The 22,956-nt window shown below is 62.1% G+C and carries 20 protein-coding genes; 6 read left to right on the top strand and 14 right to left on the bottom strand.

Annotation, left to right across the window (positions count from 1 at the left end):
• The first annotated feature begins 59 nt into the window (after positions 1–59).
• The 4 genes from SAJA_RS09845 to SAJA_RS09830 all read left to right on the top strand — a co-directional run bounded on the left by SAJA_RS09845 (position 60) and on the right by SAJA_RS09830 (position 2,602).
• Entirely contained in the window at positions 60–1,004 is a 945-nt protein-coding gene (locus SAJA_RS09845; RefSeq protein WP_221180206.1) for a DMT family transporter, read from the top strand.
• A 20-nt stretch (positions 1,005–1,024) separates the two neighbouring features.
• The gene (locus SAJA_RS09840; RefSeq protein WP_123658501.1) at positions 1,025–1,435 is read left to right on the top strand and encodes a GFA family protein; all 411 of its coding nucleotides are present in this window, start codon (positions 1,025–1,027) and stop codon (positions 1,433–1,435) included.
• An 80-nt stretch (positions 1,436–1,515) separates the two neighbouring features.
• Entirely contained in the window at positions 1,516–1,911 is a 396-nt protein-coding gene (locus SAJA_RS09835; protein WP_123658500.1) for an MbcA/ParS/Xre antitoxin family protein, read from the top strand.
• A 1-nt stretch (position 1,912) separates the two neighbouring features.
• Positions 1,913–2,602 (top strand): RES family NAD+ phosphorylase, encoded by a 690-nt coding sequence (locus tag SAJA_RS09830; protein WP_123658499.1) that lies wholly within the window; start codon positions 1,913–1,915, stop codon positions 2,600–2,602.
• Between the two features lie 23 nt (positions 2,603–2,625).
• Here the strand turns inward: SAJA_RS09830 and SAJA_RS09825 are convergent, their stop codons facing one another.
• The 4 genes from SAJA_RS09825 to SAJA_RS09810 all read right to left on the bottom strand — a co-directional run bounded on the left by SAJA_RS09825 (position 2,626) and on the right by SAJA_RS09810 (position 7,584).
• Entirely contained in the window at positions 2,626–3,645 is a 1,020-nt protein-coding gene (locus SAJA_RS09825) for an NADP-dependent oxidoreductase (RefSeq protein ID WP_123658498.1), read from the bottom strand.
• A 113-nt stretch (positions 3,646–3,758) separates the two neighbouring features.
• Positions 3,759–5,990, bottom strand: coding sequence for a TRAP transporter permease (locus tag SAJA_RS09820; protein WP_123658497.1), 2,232 nt, complete (start codon positions 5,988–5,990; stop codon positions 3,759–3,761).
• Positions 5,983–6,501 carry a DUF1850 domain-containing protein gene (locus SAJA_RS09815; RefSeq protein WP_221180204.1) on the bottom strand — a complete coding sequence of 173 codons (519 nt, stop codon included), beginning with the start codon at positions 6,499–6,501 and terminating at the stop codon, positions 5,983–5,985. Before SAJA_RS09815 ends, SAJA_RS09820 begins: the two co-directional genes overlap by 8 nt.
• Before the next feature lie 3 nt (positions 6,502–6,504).
• Entirely contained in the window at positions 6,505–7,584 is a 1,080-nt protein-coding gene (locus tag SAJA_RS09810) for a TAXI family TRAP transporter solute-binding subunit (RefSeq protein ID WP_123658496.1), read from the bottom strand.
• 178 nt (positions 7,585–7,762) lie between these two features.
• Here SAJA_RS09810 and SAJA_RS09805 point away from each other — a divergent pair, with 178 nt between their 5' ends.
• Complete coding sequence (locus tag SAJA_RS09805; protein ID WP_123658495.1) at positions 7,763–9,397, top strand: BCCT family transporter; 1,635 nt, start codon at positions 7,763–7,765, stop codon at positions 9,395–9,397.
• A 14-nt stretch (positions 9,398–9,411) separates the two neighbouring features.
• On the opposite strand, the gene fdhD is transcribed toward SAJA_RS09805, so the two are convergent.
• Positions 9,412–10,257 carry a formate dehydrogenase accessory sulfurtransferase FdhD gene (gene fdhD, locus SAJA_RS09800; RefSeq protein ID WP_123658494.1) on the bottom strand — a complete coding sequence of 282 codons (846 nt, stop codon included), beginning with the start codon at positions 10,255–10,257 and terminating at the stop codon, positions 9,412–9,414.
• 133 nt (positions 10,258–10,390) lie between these two features.
• Here fdhD and SAJA_RS09795 point away from each other — a divergent pair, with 133 nt between their 5' ends.
• Positions 10,391–11,338: an AEC family transporter gene (locus tag SAJA_RS09795; protein WP_123658493.1), complete on the top strand. Its 948-nt coding sequence runs from the start codon at positions 10,391–10,393 to the stop codon at positions 11,336–11,338.
• A gap of 411 nt (positions 11,339–11,749) precedes the next feature.
• Here SAJA_RS09795 and SAJA_RS09790 read toward each other — a convergent pair whose 3' ends face one another.
• The 9 genes from SAJA_RS09790 to SAJA_RS09755 form a co-directional block, all read right to left on the bottom strand.
• Positions 11,750–12,265, bottom strand: a complete 516-nt coding sequence (locus SAJA_RS09790) for a helical membrane plugin domain-containing protein (protein WP_123658492.1) — start codon at positions 12,263–12,265, stop codon at positions 11,750–11,752.
• Between the two features lie 62 nt (positions 12,266–12,327).
• Positions 12,328–15,336 (bottom strand): formate dehydrogenase subunit alpha, encoded by a 3,009-nt coding sequence (gene fdhF / locus SAJA_RS09785; protein ID WP_123658491.1) that lies wholly within the window; start codon positions 15,334–15,336, stop codon positions 12,328–12,330.
• 385 nt (positions 15,337–15,721) lie between these two features.
• Entirely contained in the window at positions 15,722–16,003 is a 282-nt protein-coding gene (locus tag SAJA_RS09780; protein ID WP_123658490.1) for a hypothetical protein, read from the bottom strand.
• Positions 16,000–18,297, bottom strand: a complete 2,298-nt coding sequence (locus SAJA_RS09775; RefSeq protein ID WP_123658515.1) for an FdhF/YdeP family oxidoreductase — start codon at positions 18,295–18,297, stop codon at positions 16,000–16,002. The genes SAJA_RS09780 and SAJA_RS09775 overlap by 4 nt, the downstream gene beginning before the upstream one ends.
• Before the next feature lie 248 nt (positions 18,298–18,545).
• Entirely contained in the window at positions 18,546–18,689 is a 144-nt protein-coding gene (locus SAJA_RS15155) for a hypothetical protein (protein WP_184999838.1), read from the bottom strand.
• A 54-nt stretch (positions 18,690–18,743) separates the two neighbouring features.
• On the bottom strand, positions 18,744–20,108 hold the full coding sequence (locus tag SAJA_RS09770; protein WP_123658489.1) for an L-lactate MFS transporter: 1,365 nt from the start codon (positions 20,106–20,108) through the stop codon (positions 18,744–18,746).
• A gap of 158 nt (positions 20,109–20,266) precedes the next feature.
• A complete protein-coding gene (moeA, locus tag SAJA_RS09765; protein ID WP_245963282.1) occupies positions 20,267–21,514 on the bottom strand; it encodes a molybdopterin molybdotransferase MoeA in 1,248 nt (415 codons plus the stop codon).
• 2 nt (positions 21,515–21,516) lie between these two features.
• Positions 21,517–22,122, bottom strand: a complete 606-nt coding sequence (mobA, locus tag SAJA_RS09760; RefSeq protein ID WP_123658487.1) for a molybdenum cofactor guanylyltransferase MobA — start codon at positions 22,120–22,122, stop codon at positions 21,517–21,519.
• Between the two features lie 33 nt (positions 22,123–22,155).
• Positions 22,156–22,956: HNH endonuclease (locus SAJA_RS09755; RefSeq protein ID WP_245963281.1), on the bottom strand; the 801-nt coding region annotated here is incomplete at its 5' end.

Here is a 22,956-nt window from a genome sequence, read left to right as displayed (position 1 = left end):
GTTTGCGCGGGTCCGGGGGCACTGCTTCACTGCCCGGCCTGTCTCGTATCAGAGCGCTCATGAGCACCCAGACGCCTTCGACACACACGACCCAGGCCGTGCGCCGCCCGCTGGATATGCAAGCGGCCGGGTTGATGCTGATCTTCTGTATCGCATTAGGCCTGCAACAGGTCGCGATCAAGGCCGTGGCCGATGAGGTCAGCCCGCTGGCCCAAATCGCGCTGCGCTCGGTGATCGCCCTCGCCCTGATCGTGGCAGCCGCCCGGCTGCGCCGGGTCGCGCTCTGGGTACCGGTCCAGTTCGGCCCGGGGCTTGTCGTGGGCATCGGCTACACACTGGAGTTCGCGCTTGTGGCCTACGGGCTGAACTACACCTATGCCGCGCATATGTCGGTGTTTTTATACACCGCGCCGGTATTCGCCGCGATCGGTCTGCATCTGTTCGTGGCCGGGGAGCAGCTCGGGCCGCGCCAGTGGCTCGGCGTAGGCGTGGCCTTCACCGGGCTCGTGGTGGCGCTTGCCCCGCGCGGTTCGGTATCGGCCGATATTCTGATCGGCGACGGCCTTGGCGTACTGGCCGGTCTGTCGTGGGCAGCCACGACGCTGGCGCTTCGCACCACCGCCTTGTCCGAGGCGCCCTCGCTACGCACGGTGGCCTATCAGTTGGCCGTGGCCGCGGTGGTGTTGTTACCGGCAACCGCGCTTATGGGCGGCTTCACCGCTATGCAGCTGACCCCGCTGGCCGTGGCCAGCCTGTCGTTCCAGTCGCTGATCGTCTCTTTTGCCGCCCTGCTGCTGTGGTTTTGGCTGCTCCGGCGGTATCTGGCCTCACGGATCGGCGTATTCGCGTTTCTCTCGCCGATATTCGGGGTGATCTTTGGCGTGGTGTTGATGGGCGATCCGATCTCGATCAATTTCGCCGTCGGCGGCATCGCCCTGCTCGCCGGGCTCTTGCTCGTCAACGGTATTGGCCGGCGGGGCCGTCCTCGGGCAGGATCGAACTAACAACCAAGTAGCGCACGCGCATGCCCAATCATCTGACCGGAAGCTGTCTCTGCGGGGCCGTCGCCTATCGCCTGGCCGCCGAACTACAGGCGTTTTACTACTGCGAATGTGGCCAGTGTCGAAAAACGACGGGCGCGGTGGCGGCCACCAACCTGCGCCTGGCCGCTGCCACTATCGAATGGCGCCGCGGGGCCGATCTTGTACAGGTCTATCGAGATGCCGACGGCCGTGATTTCTCGCATGCGTTTTGTACCCAATGCGGCGCCGGCCTGCCGTTCACCAGCCGCGACGGCCGCTCGCTCGTGGTGCCGGCCGGCTCGCTGGATACCCCGCCCCCCGTGGCTGTTGCGCATCGACAATTTGTGGCCGAGCGCCCGCCGTGGGCCACGCTCGACCACGATCTGCCGGCCCACGATCATTACCCGACGTAACCCAACCGCATACAATGATCGATTGAGCGTTTTTCAAGAAAAATATATCATTTGGCCAGAACTCATGATCTGGGCAACCCATGACCGCAACCGTTCACGACGCCGACACACGCCGGCGTATCAGCGGCGGGGGCTTGCGCACCTGGTTCAATATCGCATCGGACTGGGGCCTGACGGATCGCCAGGCCGCATGCCTGCTCGGTGCGCCGACCAGCACGTACCGACGCTGGAAGACCAAACCCGAGGCCACGCTGGATATCGGCCAGATCGAACGTTTGTCGCTTCTGCTGGGGATATACAAGGCCTTGCAGATTCTGTTGCCACGAGTCGATGCAGCCGATAGCTGGATTCATCGGGCAAACACCAGCCCGCTGTTCGGTGGCCAGAGTCCGCTAGAGCGGATGTTGGCCGGCCTAACCGAAGATATCGCCCTCGTGCGTCGGCATCTGGACGCCGAGCGTGGCGGCTGGGCATAACGTGCCGCAAACGACAGGCGTCGACTGGCCGAGCGCGCGGCGCATCGTGCCGTCTCGTTTTCCGCCGCGCACGCTGTTTGACCGGGTGGCCGACCCGGCGGATCTACAGGCGGTCTATGAATTGGAATCGCTGACCAACGATCGCCTGCGCGATGAGGTCGGGCACATCACGCGCGTGCCCGCGGCCGAGCGCATGGCCGGGCCGGGCGCGACCCCGATCATGGCGGCATTTACGCATCTTAACCCCGCGGGCTCGCGGTTTTCGGACGGTTCGTACGGCGTGTTTTATGCCGGTCGTGATCGCCGCACGGCCGTGCGTGAAACGGTCTATCACCGCGAGCGGTTTCTGGCGGCCAGCCAACAGCCGCCCATGACACTAGAGATGCGGGAGTACCGTGTTGCCGTGGCCGGCGCGCTCGTGGATCTGCGCGATATCGAATCCAACGACCCGCGGCTCGCTGGCGACGACTACAGCGCCGCACAGCGTTTTGCAGCAGGAAAGCGCCAACGCGATGCCCTTGGCATCGTATATCCCAGCGTGCGAGATCCGGGCGGCGAGTGTGTCGCCGCATTCCGAACCACGCCGCTGTCGCCGGCCGTACAATGCGGCCATCTCGGCTATATCTGGGATGGCCGGCAAATCACTGACGTCATCGAACTCGGCGACAGCGGTATCACGCCCCACGTCTGATACCGGGGCGTGTCACGCAAGACTTAGACCTTAAGCACCAGCTTGCCGAAGTTGTCGCCCGAGAACAGCTTGTTTAGCGTTTCGGGGAAGGTGTCGAAGCCTTCGACAATGTCTTCGCGATGCTTGAGATCCCCGGCGCTGATCCACTCGGCCATGTCCTTGGCGGCCTGCGGGTAGCGATCGGTGAAGTCGAAGACGATGAAGCCTTCCATACGCGCCCGATTGACCAGCAGCGACATATAGTTCTTCGGCGCGTAGGCGGCATCATCCATCTTGCCCCCGGTCTTGTTGTACTGCGAGATGGCGCCGCAGATGACCACGCGCGCACCCAGGCGCAGGTTGGCCAGGGCGGCGTCGAGGATCTCGCCGCCGACGTTGTCGAAATAGACGTCCAGGCCGTCCGGGCAATGGCGTTTGACGGCGTCGGCGACGTCTTCGTTTTTATAATCGATGGCGGCGTCGAAGCCCAGCTCGTCGACGATGTAGTCGCACTTGGTCTTGCCGCCGGCGATGCCCACGACGTGACAGCCTTTCTTCTTGGCGATCTGGCCGACCAGCGCGCCCACGGCCCCCGAGGCGGCCGAGACCAGAACGGTCTCGCCGTCGGCCAGCGCGCCGACTTCCAGAGTCCCGAAATACGCGGTCATGCCCGGCATGCCGAGCGCGCCGAGATAGACCGGCAGCTCGGCCAGATTGGTATCGACCTTGCGCAGCTGCTTGCCGGGAAAGACCGCGTGGGTCTGTACGCCCATGTTGGCGGCTACCTTGTCGCCGGCGGAAAAATCCGGGTGCTTGGAGTCGATGACCGTGCCGGCCGCCCCCGCGCGCATGACTTCATCGATACCCACCGGCTTGATATACGACTTGCCGGCGTTCATCCAGCCGCGCATGGCCGGATCCAGCGAGATGTAGTCGATGGCCACGCGAACCTCACCGTCGCCGGCCTCGGGCAGGGTTTCGGTGGTCAGCGCGAAGTCCTCGCGCTCGGGCAGGCCGTTCGGGCGACGGGCCAGACGAAACTGACGATTTTCGATGGTGCTCATGGCGTATCCATTGGCGTGATGTGGCTCGAACATAGGCGCCTGGGCGTCGTTGTGACAAGAGCTGCACGCATGGCGCGGGCCCCAGCCCTGTCACGACGCGCTACGGCGTACGTTCAACGCGGGCGCCGCGCGGCACTGTTCGAGGTAATGCCGCTTATCGAGCGTGCGTCGGTGGCTGTTGTCTCACGCCCGGCGCGGGCAACGAGCAGGATCACCACGAGCGCTGCGATACCCACGCCGTCGCTCAGCCAGCCCGGAAAGATCAAGGCCAGCGCGCCGACCAGTGCGACCAGCCGCCAAGGGGTGGCCAGGCGGGCATACAGATATCCCTCGAAAGCGATCGCCAACAGCCCCACGCCCAGCACACCCGTGGCCGCGACGTGCAGGATCTCGAGCGTGCTGGCCTCGATCATCAGCATGGCCGGAGCAAAGACGAACATATACGGCACCACGAAGCCAGCGATCGCCAGGCGCATGGCGGCCACGCCGGTGGCATTCGGCGAGCCGCCGGCCACGCCCGCCCCGGCATAGGCGGCCAGGGCCACCGGCGGGGTGAGATTGGCGAATATGCCGAAATAGAAGACGAACATATGAGCGACGAAAACGGCCGTGTCGTTATCGCCGGTCAGCGCACGGAAGGCCGGCAGCTGCAACAGAATGGGCGCTGCCATGGTCGAGGTGATGATGTAGCAGGGAATGCTCGGCAGGCCCATGCCCAGCACGATCGAGGCCAGCATGGTCAGCACCAGCGTGACCAGCAGTTGAACGGTGGGTGATGGAATAGCCTGGCCCATCGAGACCACCCAGGCCGCAGCATCGAGGGCGATACCGGTCAGCGTGGCCACGCCCACCACAATGCCTACCGCGCCACAGGCGATGGCCACGGGGATGGCGTTGCGCACGCCCTCAACCATGGCATCGCGACAATCGAGCGTGTCCATGGTCTCGGCTTCGGGCACGGGCAGGCCGCGGCGCAGCAGATTGATGATGATCGGCCCGGCGATGACGCCGAACAGCATCAACCGATTGGCGCTGATGGCCGGCAAGGCCTGGCCGGCCAGCCAGGCCTGCCACTGGGGCTCGACGATCATCAGCGCGAGCACCAGCGCCAGCCCGGCGACCAGCCGCGGCGTGCCACAGATCAGCACCGTGGCCGCGATCGACCAGACCGCGGCAAAAAACGGCGCCCGCCCGTCGAAGATCATCCACAGCAGGATGACCATGGGCAACAACAGATGCCCACGCCGCAGCATGACCTCCCGAATCGGCGTGAGCTCGGACCGGGGGATACCCGACAGGCCGAGTGCCACGGCCCGCAGGTGGACCTGAAAGAGAATACCCAGATAGAACAACAGTGCCGGCACGATGCCCGCGAGCATGATCTGGGCATAGGGCACGCCCAGCACCTCGGCCATGATGAAAGCCGCCGCACCCATGATCGGCGGCAGAATCTGGCCGCCCACGCTGGCCGCGGCCTCGACCGCGCCGGCGAAATTAGCGGTATAACCGGTGCGCTTCATCAGCGGAATGGTGAAGGCACCGGTGGTGACCACGTTGGCAATGGCCGAGCCGTTGATCGAGCCCAGAAACCCGCTGGCCACCACGGCCACCTTGGCCGGCCCGCCGCGTGAGGGCCCGGCCACGGCCAGCGCGAGATCGTTGAACAACGCCCCCAGCCCGGATTTGACCAAGAACGCGCCGAACAGAATGAACAGAATGATATAGCTGGCCGAAACGGCAATGGCCGTACCCAACAGCCCTTCGGTGATGAACACCAGATGCGACACGATCTGCTTCGTGGTGGCCAGCACGATTGACTCGGACAGATTCGTATACAGCGAGAGCTTGGCGTAGAAGCCGTAGACGAGCGCGGCCATGCACAACAGCGGCAGCCCCCAGCCGGTCACGCGACGTGCGCCGTCCACGACGAGCGCCAGTGCCACCAGGCCCACGACCATATCGATATCGTTGATACGCCCGGCCGAGATGATGATCCGGTCAGCCGCGATCATCATGTAACAGCCGATCGCGATCGAGACCAGCGCCAACGCCGCGTCCACGAGATGCACCCGATCACCGGGGGCATGACGCGAGAACGGAAACAGCACGAACGCCAGGCCCAGCAAGGTATACAAATGGATCGAGCGCTGGACGATATCCACGAACGGCCCGGCATAGGCCGTATACAGATGAAACAACGCCAGGACGACCGACACGCCCGCGATGCCGATCAGCCAGATACGGCCGAGCCCTTCGCGCTTGCGTGATTCGGGGTCGTACTGTTTGAGCGTTTCATCGACGCCTTCGGCCGGTGCGTCGGGGGCTTTATGTAACGAGTCAGTCATGGTCGAACAGTCCATTCCAGATGACCGCACCCCGGCGGCGCGTATTGATCGCAAACGACAAGATCGGCGCGGCATCCGACGCCGATAACGCCTGCCACGGCCCGTGGCCGATACGTATCCGATAATTCTCGGCCGCGGCCGCCTGGTAGGTCAGATCCGGCACGGCCCGGTCGATGCCCGACATCACCACCCAGCCATCGACCAGCCGTGTCCGGCGCCCGGCATGGGCCGGCACGCCCGCGCCGAAGGTCTTGAAGCGGGTCTGTGTCAGCCACAGCCCGTGGTCGATGTTCTTGAAGGTCTCGATCCAGGCCTCTCGTTCAACCGAATGACGCCAGGCAACATGAAACGCGTCCCCGGGCGCCAGCACGGCCACGCGTCGCACCGGCGAGCCGGGCGTATCGATCTGGCGCACGACCAGACAATCGACAGCCTGGCTCAGCCAGACCAGTGCCCCACCCGCGGTGATCGCCGCCGCGAGTAGCGCATAACGACCAACACGACGCGACAAGCGTTACTGCGCCTGGCTCGTGTCCTCGCCGTTCTGGTCGTCGTTCTGGCCATTGGCCTGGCCACCCGTTTGGCCAGCGCTCTGATCCGATTTGCCCTCGTCGTAGAACCGACGCGCGCCCGGATGAACCGGCAACACGAGATTCTGGTCAAGCTGGTCCGGACTGACTGTTTTCAGCGCGCCGATCGATACCGCGTCACTTTCGATATAACCGGCAAACCGCTTGGCCAGATCGTGGGCCACGTCTTCGTTCATCGAGGCCGGCACGATCAACAGGTTGCGGATGGCCACGGTATGCACGGCCGTATCCAGATCATAGCGCTCAGGCGCGTGGGCCGGAATATCGTAGTGCTCGTAGTAGGGATAATCGGCCAGCAGCTTGTCTTCGGTGGCATCGGCCACGTTCACGAAATGCGCATCGTTGTTCTGGAACAACCCCGTGATGGCTGAATTCGGCACGGCCGAGGTGAAGAAGGCAACATCCAGATTGCCGTTACCCATGGCGGTTACCGAATCGGCATAGCCGGTATGCGAGACCTGCGCCAGGTCGTCGTAGGACAGCCCGGCTGCGCCGAGCAGTTTCTTCGCGCTGGCCTCCACGCCCGAGCCGACCTTGCCCACGCCGACCCGCTTGCCGGCCATATCGGCCACGGAATCGATATTCGAGCCGTCCATGGCCACGATCTGCACCACATTGGGGAACATGCCCGCCAGCGCGTCGATACGTGCCGGGCGGCCGGCAAACTGATTATTGCCATGGACCGCGTCATAGGCCACATCACTCATGACGACCGCGATCTGATTGGTGCCGTCCATGATGTTGTTGATGTTCTGTACCGAGGCGCCGGTGGCCACGACCTGGACGTTATCAATCAACGGGCTTTCTTCGAAAACGGGTTTGAGCGCGCCACCCAGCGGGTAATATGTGCCCGAGGTGCCGCCGGTGCCGAAAATGAGATTGATCGGCGCCGGGCCTGTCGTGTCGCCGCTTGCCTGATCGGCGTCGTCGCTTTGACCGCCGCAGCCGGCAAGCCCTAATCCACAGGCCAGCACAACGACAGATCCCAGAACACGTTTGATCATTATCTTCCTTTTGATTGACGCCGAGCGTAAGCCCGGACGATTGATGCGGCAGTGATACCAAAGCGTTTCGGCGCCGGCAATTGGCATTAGGTCGAGCACGGTGGTTGGCTGTGGCATACAAATCGTTCGCGCTGCCGGTGTGGCTATACTGACGGGTTGATCCGACAACCCTGTCTTGATGAGCGATTCCCGTTCTCGTATCGAGTGGCCGACTTTCATCGGCGCCTTCGTCTTGCTGCTGGCGGTCTCATTGCCGCTGATCCTCTACCCCGAAGCCGGTGGCGTGGCAGTCGCTGCGGCCAAGGATTTCGTGGTCACTCATCTGGGCGTTTTCTATCTGGCACTCGGCGTGGCGGCCATGTTGTTCATGGGCTTTGTCGCACTTACTGATGTCGGCCAGATCAAGCTCGGCGCGCCGGATGAGGATTTTGAATTCAGCACCCTGTCCTGGGGCGCCATGCTTTTCTGTGGCGGGATCGGGGCATCAATTCTTTATTGGTCCGCGATCGAATGGATGTATTACATCCAGCAGCCCCCGTTCGGAATCAAGCCCATGTCCGAGGCCGCCGCGGACTGGGCAGCCACCTACGGCATCTTTCACTGGGGCATCACGACCTGGTGTATTTACTTGATCCCGTCGTTGCCGATGGCTTACTTCCTGCACGTGCGCAATCGGCCGATCATCAAGGTCAGTCAGGCGTTGATGCCGGTGATCGGGGCACGCGCCGCCGGCAACTGGATCGGACGCGGCCTGGATATTCTGTTTATCTTCGGCCTGCTGGCCGGTACGGGCACCACGCTTGGCCTGGCCGCGCCGCTGATCAATCAGGGCCTGAACGATATGTTCGGCGTCCCGCTGGGGCTTGGCCCGAAGCTGTTGGTGCTTGGCGTATGTACCGTGATCTTTGCCTGGTCGGCCTATTCGGGGCTGAAGAAAGGAATCAAGGTGCTGTCGGACATGAACTTCTATCTGGCGGTATTCCTGCTGGCCTTCGTGCTCGTCGCGGGCCCGACGCTATTCATGCTTTCCACCGGGCTGGAAGCCGTCGGGCGCGCGGTGTCCAATCTGATCTCAATGGCCACTTATACCCAAGCCCTGGGTGACATGCCGGGCGCAAACGGCAATGATTTCCCACAGGACTGGACGATCTTCTATTGGGCCTGGTGGCTGGTTTTTTCGCCCACGATGGGGTTTTTCGTGGCGCGCATCTCACGCGGGCGCACCATCCGGCAGATGATCGTGGGCGGCGTGGGCTTCGGCTCGGCCGGCTGTGCCGCGTTCTTCATCACGCTGGGTAATCTCGGGCTTTATCACCAGCTGATGGGCGACATGGATTTTGTGGCCCTGATCAACGATGCCGGACCAACAGCCGCAATGTTCGCCGTGCTGCATACCCTGCCCCTGGAATGGCTGGCCGTCGGGGTCTTTACGCTGCTGGCCCTGTTGTTTACCGCGACTAGCTTCGACTCGACCTCTTACATTCTGGCTGCCGCGGTAGAAACTGAGATCGACGGCGAGCCGATGCGGGCCAACCGGTTGTTCTGGGCACTGGCACTTTCGATCCTGCCGGCCGCACTCATGGTCGTGGGCGGCCTGGATACGCTACAGACAGCCAGCGTGGTCGGCGGCGTGCCGATGCTGCCAATCGCGTTCTTGTTGATGGTGTCGTTCTGGCGCGCCGCGCGTTATGACCTGCGCTACCAGCCGGACTACAGCGTGCCCACGATCCAGATCGATGATTTCCCGCGCCATGACCCGTGGACCCGGGCCGGCAATTGGCGCTTGCCAAGCCGCCGCTCGAACAAGAAATGAGGGCGCGCCACAGGCTAGGTCGCGCCGGCGATTCGATGCCCGCCGCTGTAGATATTGAAGCGATGCCCGCGTAGAAAACCCACGAGGGTGACGTCGAACTCGCGCGCCAGGGCCACGGCATAGCTGCTGGGCGCCGAAATTGCACAGACCACGGCCAGCCCGGCCATGACCGATTTCTGCAGCAGTTCGTAGCTGGCCCGGCCGGACAGTAACAAGATGTGATCGGATAACGGCAGGCGATCAGCCAGAAGCGCCCGGCCGATGAGCTTGTCGAGGGCGTTATGGCGGCCGACGTCTTCGGCCAGATCGATCAGCCGGCCCTGACCGTCGAACAGGCCGGCCGCATGAATCCCGCCGGTCGAGGAGAACACGCCCTGCTCGCCCCGCAGCGTATCCGGCAGGCCCAGCAAGACCTCGGGCGCGAGCCCCGCGATGCGATCAATGCTGCGATCTTCCGGGCGCGGCGGCGAGAAACTGGGCTTGCCACAGACACCACAGGCCGAGGTGGCCACCGTGCTGCGCTCGATACGATCCAGGCGCGCCCGGGCCTCGGGTTTCAGCATCATACGGATCACGTCTGCCTCACCCGGGCTATGTTCGAGATAAACGATCTCTTCAGGGGCGTGGATCACGCCTTCGCTATGTAACAGCCCGGCCGCGAGCGCTCGATCAGCGCCCGGGGTGCGCATGGTGATCAAGGGCGCGGCCCCCGCGACGTGGATCTCCAGCGCGCGCTCGACGGCCAACGCGTCGTCCACGGCGCGCCAGGCGCCGTTTTCAAACGCGGTGATCGGCGTGTCGAGGCGCCCGTCGTGGGCCTGCGGCCCAACGGTATCGGTAAAACGGCTTGGATGCGGCATAGCCTTAGAATAACGCGATCGGGACACAAGCCGTGGTCTTTCGAGGCACGATCGTTGCCTGTGACTCGTTATACTTGCGCCCCGTTTGCCTGTAGTGGCCAAGCAACCGTCCTGTCCCAGCCGTGCGTGTGATATGTCGCTGATTTCTATTTTTGTTCACACGCTCAACACCACGCTACCGGTCTTTGCCCTGGTCTTTGCGGGCATCCTGATGCGCCGGGCCGGCTGGATTGATGATCGGTTTGTTTCGGCGGCTTCCACGATCGTGTTCAAGGCCAGCATGCCGGCGCTGATATTCGTTTCGATCGTGAGCGCTGATCTGGCGGAGGCCTTTCGTCCGCGGCTTTTGATCTATTTCGGGCTGGCCTCGATCGTGTCGTTCTTCGCCGCCTGGGCCTGGGCGATCTGGCGTGTGCCGCACGCCCAGCGCGGGGTCTATACCCAGGGCGCGTTTCGTGGCAACTGCGGCATCATGGGCCTGGCCCTGGCACAGAATCTCTACGGCGATTTCGGCCTGTCCGCGGGCAGCATCCTCGTGGGCGAGGTCATTCTCGTCTACAACGTGTTCTCGGTCATCGTATTGACCTGGTATCAGCCGGATCAGACCGCCGACTGGCGCTCGATTTGTCGCGGTATCATCCGAAACCCATTGATTCTGGCCACGATCGTGGCCGGCGCCGTGGCGGCGTCCGGCCTGACCATGCCCACCTGGGTGATGACATCCGGCGATTATTTCGCCCAGCTCACGCTGCCGCTGGCCTTGATCTGTATCGGCGGCGCGCTCTCGGTACGCGCGCTATACGATGCGCGTGGCGTGGCGTTTTCGGCCAGTGCCTTAAAACTGATTGCCTTGCCTACGCTGGCCACCGCCGGCGCCTGGATGATCGGATTCGAGCCGCGCGAACTGGGCCTGATGTTCGTCTATTTCGCCTGCCCCACGGCGGCGGCCAGCTTCATCATGGTCGAAGCCATGGGCGGCGATGCCCGCCTGGCGGCCAATATCGTGGCCGTGACCACGCTACTGGCCAGCGTTACGATCTCGACCGGTGTCTTCGTTTTGAAGGCCGGGGGACTGATCTGAAGACAACAAGACAATCCGCCGATGAACGCAGATGACGCCGATGTGGACGGGAGGCGGTTGGGGAATTACGGCCAAGTGAGCGCTCTCGCTCGGGAAACGCTTGGCGCGAAAGACGCTGACATATTGAGCGCGTTCGCGGCGAAAACGAAAACAATCCGCAGATTTCACAGATGACGCAGATTTGGGCTTGCCGGTATCTCTGTTTTCACGGCCAAGTACTCGCCCCGCGCCACATCGAGCTTGAGGATAAGTTTGTTTCTCAGACTTTTTGCGCCCAACCGGGCTTAGCGGCCGGTCGGACTTTATTTGCCTAGACCTTTCGCAGCGCAAAGGGTTTGTTCAGCCGTAATCTGCAACGCCACGCCAAGTTCCAATCTGCGTCATCTGTGAAATCGCGGATTGTCTTTTCTTTCAGCTGCCCTCGTTCTGGGACGTATCGCTCTTACCCGACTCCTGGCGCTGGCTTTCGGCCGAGAACGCTTTCACGCCCTCGATGACCGGCGCCAGCGTGTGCCAGAGGTCTTCGTCACGCAGCAGCTTGAACACGCCGGTGATGCCGGGCGGGTTGTAGCTGGAGTCGTGCTTGCCGTCGGCGGTTTCTCCGGCCCGGTCCATGCCCTTGTTGACGGCATCGAAGGTGCGTTCGAGCTGATCGGGATCGATCCGGCCCAGCTGCTTGGCTAACACCAGCAGATTGCGCATGCCAGCCTGGCCCTGGGGGGTATTCATGCTTTCCAGGGCGATCATGGATACATCGGGCATTGCACCCACGAAATCCTTGACCCAGCGCATGAGGCCGGACTCGTAGAGCTGGTCGAGCAGACCGTTGATCTCGGCGATGCGCCCTTCAAACTTTTCCATCTCGTCCTGGGTTTCGGGATGGGGGCGCTTGGCTTGTTCGGGGCGATAATGAATCTGTTGTGCCATGGGAAACTCCTGCAAGAGATGACGCCGGGCCGCCCGTGTGACGGCCCGTCTTGAATGAAGGCCTACAAGCCGCTGCCGGTCGGTTTCAGCTTCGGCGGCCGCTTGTAGTCGTCGCGCTCCCATTTCTGATTCACCTGCACGCCGGAGGTGGGGTGGCGTGGCTTGTTGCGCTGGTTATTGGGCTTGAGCGGCGGATCGGTCTGCTCGCCCAGAACCTCCATCTTGACCGCCAGCTCCTTGTAGGCCGGGGTATCGGTGTCCTTATCGGCCTTGAAGCTGGTGAGCACGTTGATGCATTCGATGTTCTTCTTGCCGTGCTGCGGCATATACATCTGGTTGCCCTGAACCCGATCCGTGACTTCCACGGCCACCTTCACGGCGCCACGGCGTGACTTCAAGCGCACGAGCGAGCCGGTCTTGATACCGCGCTCCTCGGCAAGCTCGGGCGAGACTTCAACGTAGCTGCCACGGATCTTGAAGATGATGCCGTCGGTTTCGTCGGTCAGGTTGCCTTGATGGAAATGCTCCAGGATCCGGCCGTTGTTGAGATGCAGGTCGTATTCCTCGTCGACCTGATCGCTGGGCTCGGTCCAGGCGACCGGATGCAGCTTGGCGCGACCGTTTTCGAAGTGGAACTCCAGATCGCCGTCTTCCTGCAGATACAGGTTCTTGGTGCCGTGGCCCCGCTCGAAAACCGGCCACTGCTGCGAGTCAAAGCCTTCGAGCTGGTCATAGCTGACGCCCTTGAACATCGGGGCCAGGCCGGCCGCCTCGTCCATGATCTCGGAGGGATGCGTATAGCCCCAGTCGTGGCCCAGATGCTTGGCCAGCTCGGTGACGATCTGCCAGTCGGGTTTGGAATCCCCTATCGGCGGGAAGACTTCATACAGCCGCTGGATACGACGCTCGGTATTGGTGAACGTGCCTTCTTTTTCCACCGACGGGCTACCGGGCAGCACCACATCGGCGAACTCGCAGGTACGGGTGAAGAACATGTCCTGCACGACGAAGAAGTCGAGCTTCTCGAAAGCCGACTGCACGCCCAGAGCGTCAGAGTCCACGATGGCCATATCCTCGCCCATGACGTAGAGCGATTTCAGCTCGCCCTCGTGCATGTCGTGAACCATCTGGTGGTTGTTGCGGCCCTTGTTGGCTGACAGGGCCACGCCCCAGCCTGCTTCGTAGCGGCTGCGCACCGCGTCGTCGGAGACGAACTCGTAGCCGGGGAATCGATCGGGCATGTTGCCGAAATCCGATGCACCCTGGACGTTGTTGTGCCCGCGCATGGGATAGCCGCCGGTGCCGAAACGCCCCATGTTGCCGGTGACCACCAACAGGTTGCAGAACGCCGTGGCCGTATCCGAGCCCATGGTGTGCTGGGTGATGCCCATGGCCCAGACGCCGCAGATGGTCTTGGCATTGGCCACCATGTCGGCGACCTTGTGCAGCTCCTCACGGCTGATGCCGGCCCGTTCGATGGCGAATTCGAAGGTGAAGTCTTCCAGCGACTTGACGAACTCATCGTAGCCGTCGACATAGTCGCGCACGAACGCTTCGTCGTGCAGGTTGTTGTCGATCAGATACTTGGCCACGGCGTTCATCCAGATCATATCGGTCGCCGGGCTCGGCTTGATATGCAGGTCGGCACGTCGGGCCAGCTCGTTGTTACGGATATCGGCCACGATATGCTTCTGGCCGTGCAGCTTGGCGGCCCGTTTGAAGCGCGTGGCGATGACCGGATGGGTCTCGGCGGTATTCGCACCGACCACGATCAGAAGCTCGGCGGCTTCCAGATCGGCGATCGAGCCGGTGTCGGCGCCGTACCCCACGGTGCGCCACAGGCCCTGGGTGGCCGGGGCCTGGCAATAGCGCGAGCAGTTGTCGATGTTGTTCGTGCCCATGACCGCGCGGGCGAACTTCTGCATCAGATAGCCCTCCTCGTTGGTGCACTTCGAGGAGGCGATATAAGCCAGCGCGTCCGGGCCGTGTTCGTTGCGGATTTCGGTAAAGCGCTTGGCGATCAAGGCGTAGGCCTCGTCCCATTCGGCTTCTCGAAACGCGCCGTTTTCGCGAATCAACGGCTTGGTCAAGCGGTGTTCGCTGTTGACGTGGCCCCAGCCGAACTTGCCCTTGATACAGGTCGAGATCTGATTGGCGGGTGCTTCGGGCTGCGGCTCGATCTTCAGGATGTCGCGCCCGCGCGACCACATTTCGAACGAGCAGCCCACACCGCAATAGGTACAGACCGTCTTGGTGCGCTTGACGTCGGTCTTGCGCATGGCCGAGTCGACTTCGGAAACCGCGAAGATCGCACCGTACCCGGTGGTGTGCTCGGCGGTCTTGACCAGATCGATGGCCGAGCGGCCGAGCTCGCGATAGCCGTCGGGGTTCTGCGGCGAGAGCGCGGTCATCGGCCCGACGTTGCCGATCGCGCTCTTCTCGATCAGGGCATTACACGGGCAGACGGTGACACAGTGGCCACAGGACACACACGAGGAGTCCTCGATCGGTACGTCCTCGTCCCAGATGACGCGGGGACGCTCGCGCGACCAGTCGATGGACAGTGTTTCGTTGACCTGCAGGTTCTGACAGGCCTCGACACAGCGCCCACACAGGATGCACTGGTCTGGGTCGTAGATATAAAAAGGGTTGGAGTAGTCTTTTTCGTAGGGCTTGCCACGGAACTCGTAGGCCTGGCCCGGCACTTCCATATCGCGCACGGTGTTGTGCACGTCACAGTTGCCGTTGTTGTTGTCACACAGCGAGCAGTACAGCTCGTGGTTGGCGGTGACCCGGTTGATGCCTTCCATGCGGGCATCACGGGCGGTTTCGTTGTCCAGCCCGATCTCCATGCCGGGCTTGACGATCACCCCGCACCCACGCACGAGATTGCCGTCTACGTGCACGAAACAGGTATCACAGGTCTGGATCGGGCCCAGACTCGGGTGATAACACAAATGCGGCATATAGACGCCGGCCGCATCCAATGCCTCGGGCAACGGTTGTCCGGAACGTACGGTCACGGCTTGACCGTCAACGGTGATATCAAAGAATTCGGCCTGCTGATCCACGCCTGACTCCTGTGCTTTGCTCTGTCTCTTCCACGCAGGATTGCTGTCAGTCGACGCCGGGGCATCAAGGCCGACGCCGCATCAATGAACAGGCGCCCATGGCGGCCTGTCAGCTCATGCGTGCGGACAGTCAACAATACAATTCGACCGTCCGTTCGAGTATCAGGGCATGTACTTATCGGTACCTCTTAATCTGGCATAAAACAACCGATCATGTCGCTGCCTTGTACATGTTTTGTTGTCAGAGGCACGCGATTATTCCGTACACCAATGGTTTGCGTGCAGGTAAGCAGGCCGCGTCGGGGGTGTGTGACCGGCAAGCGCGCGTTCGCGCGCGAGATTACGCCGGTTTCAGCGATTTCAGGAAGGCGCTGGCTGTGCCGCGTCAGAGCGGCATGAGCCGCAGCGCGGGGCTGGCCCCGCCCACGGGCGTGCTCGATATATAGCCGCGGGTTTCCAGTTCCGTGGCCGCCCGGTAGACCATCGCGTGTTCAAAGCCCAGTTGCTGGGCCAGCAAGGCGGTGTTGATGCCTTTGTCACGGCCGGTTGCCCGGTATTCACGCGTGGCCAGGAGCACGACCACAGCACTCGGATCGAGCTCCGGGCACGCCGCCTGCAGCGCGGCCAGGGCCTGCTGCAGACGGTGTGTGTCATCGTCTTCTATCAAGCCGCGGGCACCGCGCCGGCCTCCAGCCGGATAGCGATCGACTTGGATGCCGGCGTGTGGCTGAAGTCACCGTGGTGGCTGAGCGGGATCAGCGGGTTGGTTTCCGGATAATAAGCCGCGGCACAGCCTTGTGGCGTGTCATAAGCCACGATCTTGAACCCGTCGGCCCGACGTTCCACGCCGTCGTCGGACTCACCCACCAGATTGACCATCTGGCCGTCGGCAAAGCCCAGGCGCGAAATATCATCCTGGTTGAGGAAGATCACCTGACGGCCGTTGGAGATACCGCGGTAGCGATCATCGTAACCATAGATGGTGGTGTTGTACTGATCATGCGAGCGCATGGTCTGGAGCGTGACCCAGCCCTGGCGTTGCCCCATCTGCTGATGGATGACCGCTTCGGGCAGTTCGGCATCCGAGAACTCGGCCTTGCCGGTTTCGGTGCCAAACGTGAGTTCAGCAATCGGGTTGCCCAGCCAGAACCCGCGGTGTTGGCGCACACGATTATTGAAGTCGTGAAAACCGGGAATCACATCGGCGATATGCTCGCGGATCACGTCATAGTCTTCTCGCAGGCCGGCCCAGTCCACGACTTCGCGGCCGACCAGACGCTCGGCGAGGCCGGTCAGAATCGCGATCTCGGAGCGCAGGCTATCGGCCGAGGGCTTGCTGATGCCTGCCGAGCCGTGAACCATGCTCATCGAATCCTCGACCGTGATCAGCTGGGATTTGCCGGCCCCGTTGCGATCGATCTCGGTACGGCCCAGGCAGGGCAGGATCAGCGCCTGATCACCATGCACCAGATGGCTGCGATTGAGCTTGGTGCTGATGAACGCCGTCAGCCGGCAATTGGCCATCGCTCTTTCGGTGACCACGCTGTCGGAGATGGCACGCGTGAAGTTGCCGGCCAGGCCAACGAAGATCTTGCCCGGGTTGTCGCGCATGGCCGCCACGGCACCGACCGAGTCCACGCCCCATTCGCGGGGCATGGGCCGGCCATACTTGTTCTCGAGCGAGTCGAGCAGCGCCTTGGACGGCTTTTCGAAGATGCCCATCGTGCGGTCGCCCTGCACGTTGGAGTGCCCGCGTACCGGCGCGGTGCCGGCGCCGGGCTTGCCCAGATTGCCGCACAGCATCAACAGATTGACGATCTCGCGCACGGTGATGACCGAGTGCTTGTGCTGGGTGATGCCCATCGCCCAGCAACAGATCGTGGCGTTGGAACGCGCATAGATCGCCGCGGCTTCCTCCATGTCGGCCTTGGACATGCCGGACTGGGCTTCCAGCGTCGCCCAGTCGGTGGCCGTCACGCGGGTGCGGTAATCCTCGAGAAACGCCGTGTGTGTGGCCAGAAAATCGTGATCGAGCACGGTTTCGCCGGCGGCTTCGCGCTCGAACAGGGCTTTGGCCATGCCACGCACGGCCGCCATATCGCCGCCGAGCTTGGGCCGGAAGTAATAATTACTGATCCGGTGGCTGCCGTTGCTCATCATCTCCCAGGCTTTCTGCGGATCCTGGAACTTTTCCAGACCCCGCTCTTTCAGCGGGTTGAATGAGACGATGTCTGCACCGCGCTCGGCTGCTTCACGCAGCACCCCCAGCATGCGCGGGTGGTTGGTGCCGGGGTTCTGGCCGAAGATGAAGATGGCATCGGCTTTTTCGAAATCCTCGAGCTGTGTGCTGCCCTTGCCGACCCCCAACGCGGAGCCCAGGGCCACGCCGCTGGCCTCGTGACACATGTTGGAGCAGTCCGGCATGTTGTTGGTGCCGTAAAGACGAGCCAACAGCTGGAAGACATAGGCCGATTCGTTCGACGCCTTGCCCGAGGTATAGAAGATCGCATCGTCCGGCGTGGGCAGCGCCTTCAGCTCATCGGCGATGAAATCGAGGGCGGCGTCCCAGCTGATCGGCTCGTAGTGATCCGTCTCGGGGTTATAGCGCATCGGCTCGACCAGGCGCCCCTCATCCTCGAGATGATAGTCATCCCAGGTCTTGAGCTCGCTGACCGAGTGCTTTTCAAAGAACTCACGCGAGACACGCTTGGTGGTGGCCTCCCACGTGATGGCCTTGACGCCGTTTTCGCAGAACTCGAACGACGACCCATGCTTGGGGTCACCCCAGGCACAGCCCGGGCAGTCGAAGCCGTCCGGCTGGTTCATCTTGAGCAGCGAAAAGCCGTTCGATGTGGCCTGGCCGCTGTGCCACAGATGCTTGTTGACGGCCTTGAGCGCGCCCCAACCGCCGGCCGGGTTGTCGTACTCATGAACCCGTGCGTCGTGATCGGCATCGGGCATCGGGGTGATACGGGGCGACTCTTGACGGGATTCTGACATGGTTCAACTCCAAACGAGGCGGCTAAACGATCCGGCTTGGCCGCGCCATCACGGCAGCCGAATCGCTCTGTTTTCAAAAAGAATGGCGTGATCCAGAGCCTGAAACGCAAACAAGACGCATCTTGCACTCAAGATACGTCTTGCAGGCGTTTACGGCATGTTGCGACGCGACCAACCAAGCGGGCGTCAGCGTCGACAACACGCGTTCATCACCCCGTAAACAACACTACGGATTTGAGAACGGTTTCGATGAAGCCCCAGGCCGCAGGCAGCGTCACCATGAGCCACAGGGCCCCGATCTGCCAGACCGGCGTAGTGGCCTGATCGCCACCAGCGTTTGACGTCGTTGTCATTCAATCTCTCCAGAAAACCAGCGTGGGTGTACTCAGCAGTGCTGTTAACCGCCGTCAGTCAGGGTTGTTTACGTCACCCTCGTAATGGTGCTTCTCGGCGACCGGACGAACCAGCAGGTTGCAGACCAGGCCAAGGGCCAAGAGCGCGACCATGATATAGAGCGTTGTGGTGTACGCTTCTGCCGGCGGCACGCCGGCTTCGATACGACCTTCACGCAGCTGGTTGAGCAGCACCGGGCCGACGACGCCGGCCGCTGCCCATGCTGTGAGCAGACGCCCGTGGATTGCGCCCACGTGCATAGTGCCGAAGATATCCTTCAAATACGCCGGCACGGTGGCGAAGCCGCCGCCATACATCGATACGATGACGCAGCATGCCAGCACGAACAATATGATCGAGCCGTTGCCGGCAACCGTCGGCACCAACGCATAGAGCGCCATGCCCAGCACGAAGAATATGGCATAGGTCGTTTTGCGGCCAATGGCATCCGAGGTCGATGCCCAGAAGAAACGCCCGGCCATATTGAAGATCGACAAGACGCCGACAAAGCCGGCGGCCGCAGCGGCAGTGGTGCCCACCATCTCTTGGGCCATCGGCGAGGCCTGCTCGAGCAGTGCGATACCCGCAGTGACGTTAAGAAACAGCACCAGCCAGATCAGGTAGAACTGCGGCGTCTTCATGGCCTGGTTCACGTGCACATGATCGCGCGTGATCATCTTGTTTTCTTTGTTGCCGTCGGCATCGGGATCATAGCCGGCGGGCTTCCAGTCCTTGGCCGGCACCCGGACGATCAACGCGCCAATCATCATGAACAGGAAATAGATGATGCCCATGGTGAGGAAGGTCGAGCCTACGCCGGCCGAAGTGTCGGTCGAGTAGAACGACATCAGTGCGGTGGCTAGCGGCGAGCCAATCATCGCGCCACCGCCAAAGCCCATGATCGCCATGCCCGTGGCAAGCCCCGGACGGTCGGGGAACCATTTGATCAGCGTTGAAACCGGCGAAATATAACCAATGCCCAGCCCAATGCCGCCGATTACGCCATAGCCGAGATACACCAGCCAGATCTGGTGCCACCAGATACCGAATGCACCAATGATGAAGCCACCGCCGAAACAGCTCGCCGCGAGCGCCATGGCCTTGCGCGGACCGGCTCGCTCAAGCCATTGGCCACCAAAGGCAGCCGATAAACCCAGAGCTGCGATGGCAAGCGAGAAGATCCATGCAAGCGTCGACTGATCCCAATCGCCGGCGGCCGAACTGTCGATGCCGATAAGTTGTGTCAACGGGATCTTGAAGACCGAAAAAGCGTATACCTGGCCAATACACAAATGAATACAAAGTGCGGCAGGTGGCACCATCCACCGGTTGAACCCCGGCGCAGCCACGGTACGTGATTTGTCGAAAAATCCGGCCATCTTTCCCCCTAGACAGGCAACGATTGAGCACGGTCGTACTCAACTAATACAGACAATTTAACAGCCCAGCGACGTGACCGAGATATTTATTCGACTAAAGTCTGGTCAAAAATAATATTTTGCACAATACAGTTATAACACGCCATGCTTTTGATCGCTTACTGCCAAACACTTTGAGCAAACGGTTCGACCGCAACGAGTGCATCAGGGTCGACGTGCTCGGTTTCTGCCTTCAGGACCACAAACGCGTTGGCCTGGCTCATCGAGCGCATCACGCCGGAGCCTTGATGGCCAACCGGGGTGACACACAAACCGTTTGGCCCGGGCTCGATACAGGCGCGCAGATAGTGCTCGCGGCCCGCGCGTTTGCTAAGTGCTTGTGTCGTGGGCAACTCGAACCGTAATGCAGGCGCGGGCTGGCCGCCGGCGAGGGCGACAAGCGCGGGCCGCACGAGCTGGATAAAGGTCACCGCCGTGGAAACGGGGTTACCCGGCAGGCCAAAAAAGCGCGTGTTGCCGATCGTGCCGACGGCCAGTGGCTTGCCGGGCTTGATGGCGACTTTCCAGAAATCGATCGTGCCTCGTGTCTTGAGCACGTCGAGCACGTGATCGGCATCACCGACTGACACCCCGCCGCTCGTGATCAACACATCACAATCGCGTGCCTTGTCGAAGGCTTGTGCCAATGCCGCGGGATCGTCGCCAACCGCGCCCAGATCGACGCCTTCCAGGCCCAGATCAGCGATCATCGCCGCCAGGCCATAGCGGTTGCTGTCATAAATCTCACCCACGGCGAGCGGGCCGTCGATCGGCCGGAGCTCGTCGCCAGTAGAGAAGAAAGCAACCCGCAAGCGGCGCAGGACTTTGACATGCGCGTGCCCGATCGATGCCATCAGCGCGATATCGGGCGCTCGAACATATCGCCCGGCCTGGAAGATCGTGTCCTGTTTTGCGATATCCTCGCCGGCCGGGCGGATATTAGCCTCGACGCCCGGCAGATCGTCGGCGGCGGCAATCGTGACAGTATCGCCCTGGGTCACGACGTTTTCTTGTATCACAACCCGATCAGCGCCCTCCGGCACCACCGCACCCGTGGTAATGCGCACGCACTGACCTGCCTCGAGCGCCTGGCCGAACGGGTGTCCGGCCAGGCTCTGGCCGACCTGCACGTACTCTCGACGCGTTTCGTCATTTCCAGGGCATAACGCATAGCCATCCATCGACGAATTCGTGGCGCTCGGCACGTTGACGCTGGCGACGATATCTTGGGCCAGTACGCGATGACGCGCCTCGGCCAGTGCCACGGTCTCGAGGTCGGTGACCGGGCTCAGATCAGCCACGATACGTTGTCGCGCCTCGGCCAGTGGCATGGGGGCGTTAGGCGAAACAGAACCATTTTTTTGCATAGTCAAACGTCTTTGGCAGGCGGGTCCACAGCATGCGGGCGCGAGGTGTCTTGTGTGCTGTTGATGTTGTTGAACGGGTAGTCGCTTGACCAGTGAACACAGGCCGCGGAAAACTTATCTTGCCAGCGCATGACGCGACGCTCGCCGGCAGCCAATGCAGCTGCCAGATCTCCGTGAAGCGCGACCCGGAGCAGACAGTGCAGCGGCTGGCGCCCATGCGGGCTTGTCGCGACGACGAGATCATGGTCCGGCGTCATGGCACCGTGCAGGCAGCAACAAAGATCGCGCGGTAGCCAAGGTGTATCGACCGGCACAACCAACGCGAATTCGGTCTCAACCGTTGCCAACGCACTGGCGATACCGGCCAGGGGGCCGGCGTAGTCAGACCGTTGATCGGCAACCACCGGGTAGCCAAGCGCGGCATAGTCCGCGTGGCTGCGGTTAGCACTGATGACGGTCTTTTGGCATTGGCCGTTCAGACGGTCCAGCGTATGGCGAACCAGCGGGATGCCATCCAGTTGATACCACCCCTTGTCGATACCCCCGAGACGGGTGGCCCGACCGCCGGCGAGAATAATCGCGGTCGTATCCTCATACCCTGCGCTCATATGGGGTCCGAGCGCGTGGCGCCCATTTGGTAATCAGGCCGACATGCGGTCGCGTTTCGGGGCAAGACGTTCCAGAAAAGCCTGTTGATCCGCCAGAATACGACGATTGGCGAGCATGAGCCATTCCGCAAGGTTGGGCTCGTAGGGCAACGCGAGCAAATTCATGCCGGCCTGCTCGGGCGTGCGGTCATCCTTGAAACGATTACAGGCCTCGCAGGTCGAGACCACGTTTTGCCAACAATGGGGCCCGCCTTTGGAGCGGGGGACAACGTGCTCGATCTGCATATGGCCGAACGTCAGCCGTGTGCCGCAATACAGACACAACCCGCCGTCGCGGTGGAATAATTCACGACGCGTGAGGGCCGGGACCAGGTTTCGTGCAAAACGATGCGAGCGATCCCGCACGGCGATGATCGAGTCGATTGCCAGCTCGCTGCGCACGCCCGTCTCGCGAGAGCGCCCGCCACGCAAGCGGATTTTCTCCGTGCCTGCCTCCCAGGCGATCTTATCGGTGAAATACAGGCTGACGGCTTGTTGCCACTCGATCCATTCGACTGGCAAGCCGCCGGCATCGAGTTTCAATATACGAGGAATGACCGGCACGTATCGTCTCCCAACCAAGATCCATCTGACGCATACGTAAAAGGCGTCGTCAACGATTCTCGAGTTGTACCGATATCTCGCGTGTGTCGCAATCATCCGTCGGCAAAGCCCGGCGGCAGCGGCATGGGATGGCGTCTGCAGACGCTGTGCATAAAAAAACCCCAGCCGATTGGGCTGGGGTTTTTCGATTAGAGCCTGGCGGTGACCTACTCTCACATGGGGAGACCCCAC

Origin of the sequence: Salinisphaera japonica YTM-1 (assembly GCF_003788585.1) — a bacterium.
Lineage (GTDB): Bacteria > Pseudomonadota > Gammaproteobacteria > Nevskiales > Salinisphaeraceae > Salinisphaera > Salinisphaera japonica.
The sequence above is the reverse complement of the archived record's forward strand: the minus strand, read 5'-3'. Positions and strand labels throughout refer to the sequence as shown.

Bases quoted from the DNA above. Each gene is read 5' to 3' on its own strand.
- SAJA_RS09845 (WP_221180206.1), top strand. From the start codon at position 60: ATGAGCACCCAGACGCCTTCGACACACACGACCCAGGCCGTGCGCCGC.
- SAJA_RS09840 (WP_123658501.1), top strand. From the start codon at position 1,025: ATGCCCAATCATCTGACCGGAAGCTGTCTCTGCGGGGCCGTCGCCTAT.
- SAJA_RS09835 (WP_123658500.1), top strand. From the start codon at position 1,516: ATGACCGCAACCGTTCACGACGCCGACACACGCCGGCGTATCAGCGGC.
- SAJA_RS09825 (WP_123658498.1), bottom strand. From the start codon at position 3,645: ATGAGCACCATCGAAAATCGTCAGTTTCGTCTGGCCCGTCGCCCGAAC.
- SAJA_RS09820 (WP_123658497.1), bottom strand. From the start codon at position 5,990: ATGACTGACTCGTTACATAAAGCCCCCGACGCACCGGCCGAAGGCGTC.
- SAJA_RS09810 (WP_123658496.1), bottom strand. From the start codon at position 7,584: ATGATCAAACGTGTTCTGGGATCTGTCGTTGTGCTGGCCTGTGGATTA.
- SAJA_RS09805 (WP_123658495.1), top strand. From the start codon at position 7,763: ATGAGCGATTCCCGTTCTCGTATCGAGTGGCCGACTTTCATCGGCGCC.
- fdhD (WP_123658494.1), bottom strand. From the start codon at position 10,257: ATGCCGCATCCAAGCCGTTTTACCGATACCGTTGGGCCGCAGGCCCAC.
- SAJA_RS09795 (WP_123658493.1), top strand. From the start codon at position 10,391: ATGTCGCTGATTTCTATTTTTGTTCACACGCTCAACACCACGCTACCG.
- SAJA_RS09790 (WP_123658492.1), bottom strand. From the start codon at position 12,265: ATGGCACAACAGATTCATTATCGCCCCGAACAAGCCAAGCGCCCCCAT.
- SAJA_RS09775 (WP_123658515.1), bottom strand. From the start codon at position 18,297: ATGCCCGATGCCGATCACGACGCACGGGTTCATGAGTACGACAACCCG.
- SAJA_RS15155 (WP_184999838.1), bottom strand. From the start codon at position 18,689: ATGACAACGACGTCAAACGCTGGTGGCGATCAGGCCACTACGCCGGTC.
- SAJA_RS09770 (WP_123658489.1), bottom strand. From the start codon at position 20,108: ATGGCCGGATTTTTCGACAAATCACGTACCGTGGCTGCGCCGGGGTTC.
- moeA (WP_245963282.1), bottom strand. From the start codon at position 21,514: ATGCAAAAAAATGGTTCTGTTTCGCCTAACGCCCCCATGCCACTGGCC.
- mobA (WP_123658487.1), bottom strand. From the start codon at position 22,122: ATGAGCGCAGGGTATGAGGATACGACCGCGATTATTCTCGCCGGCGGT.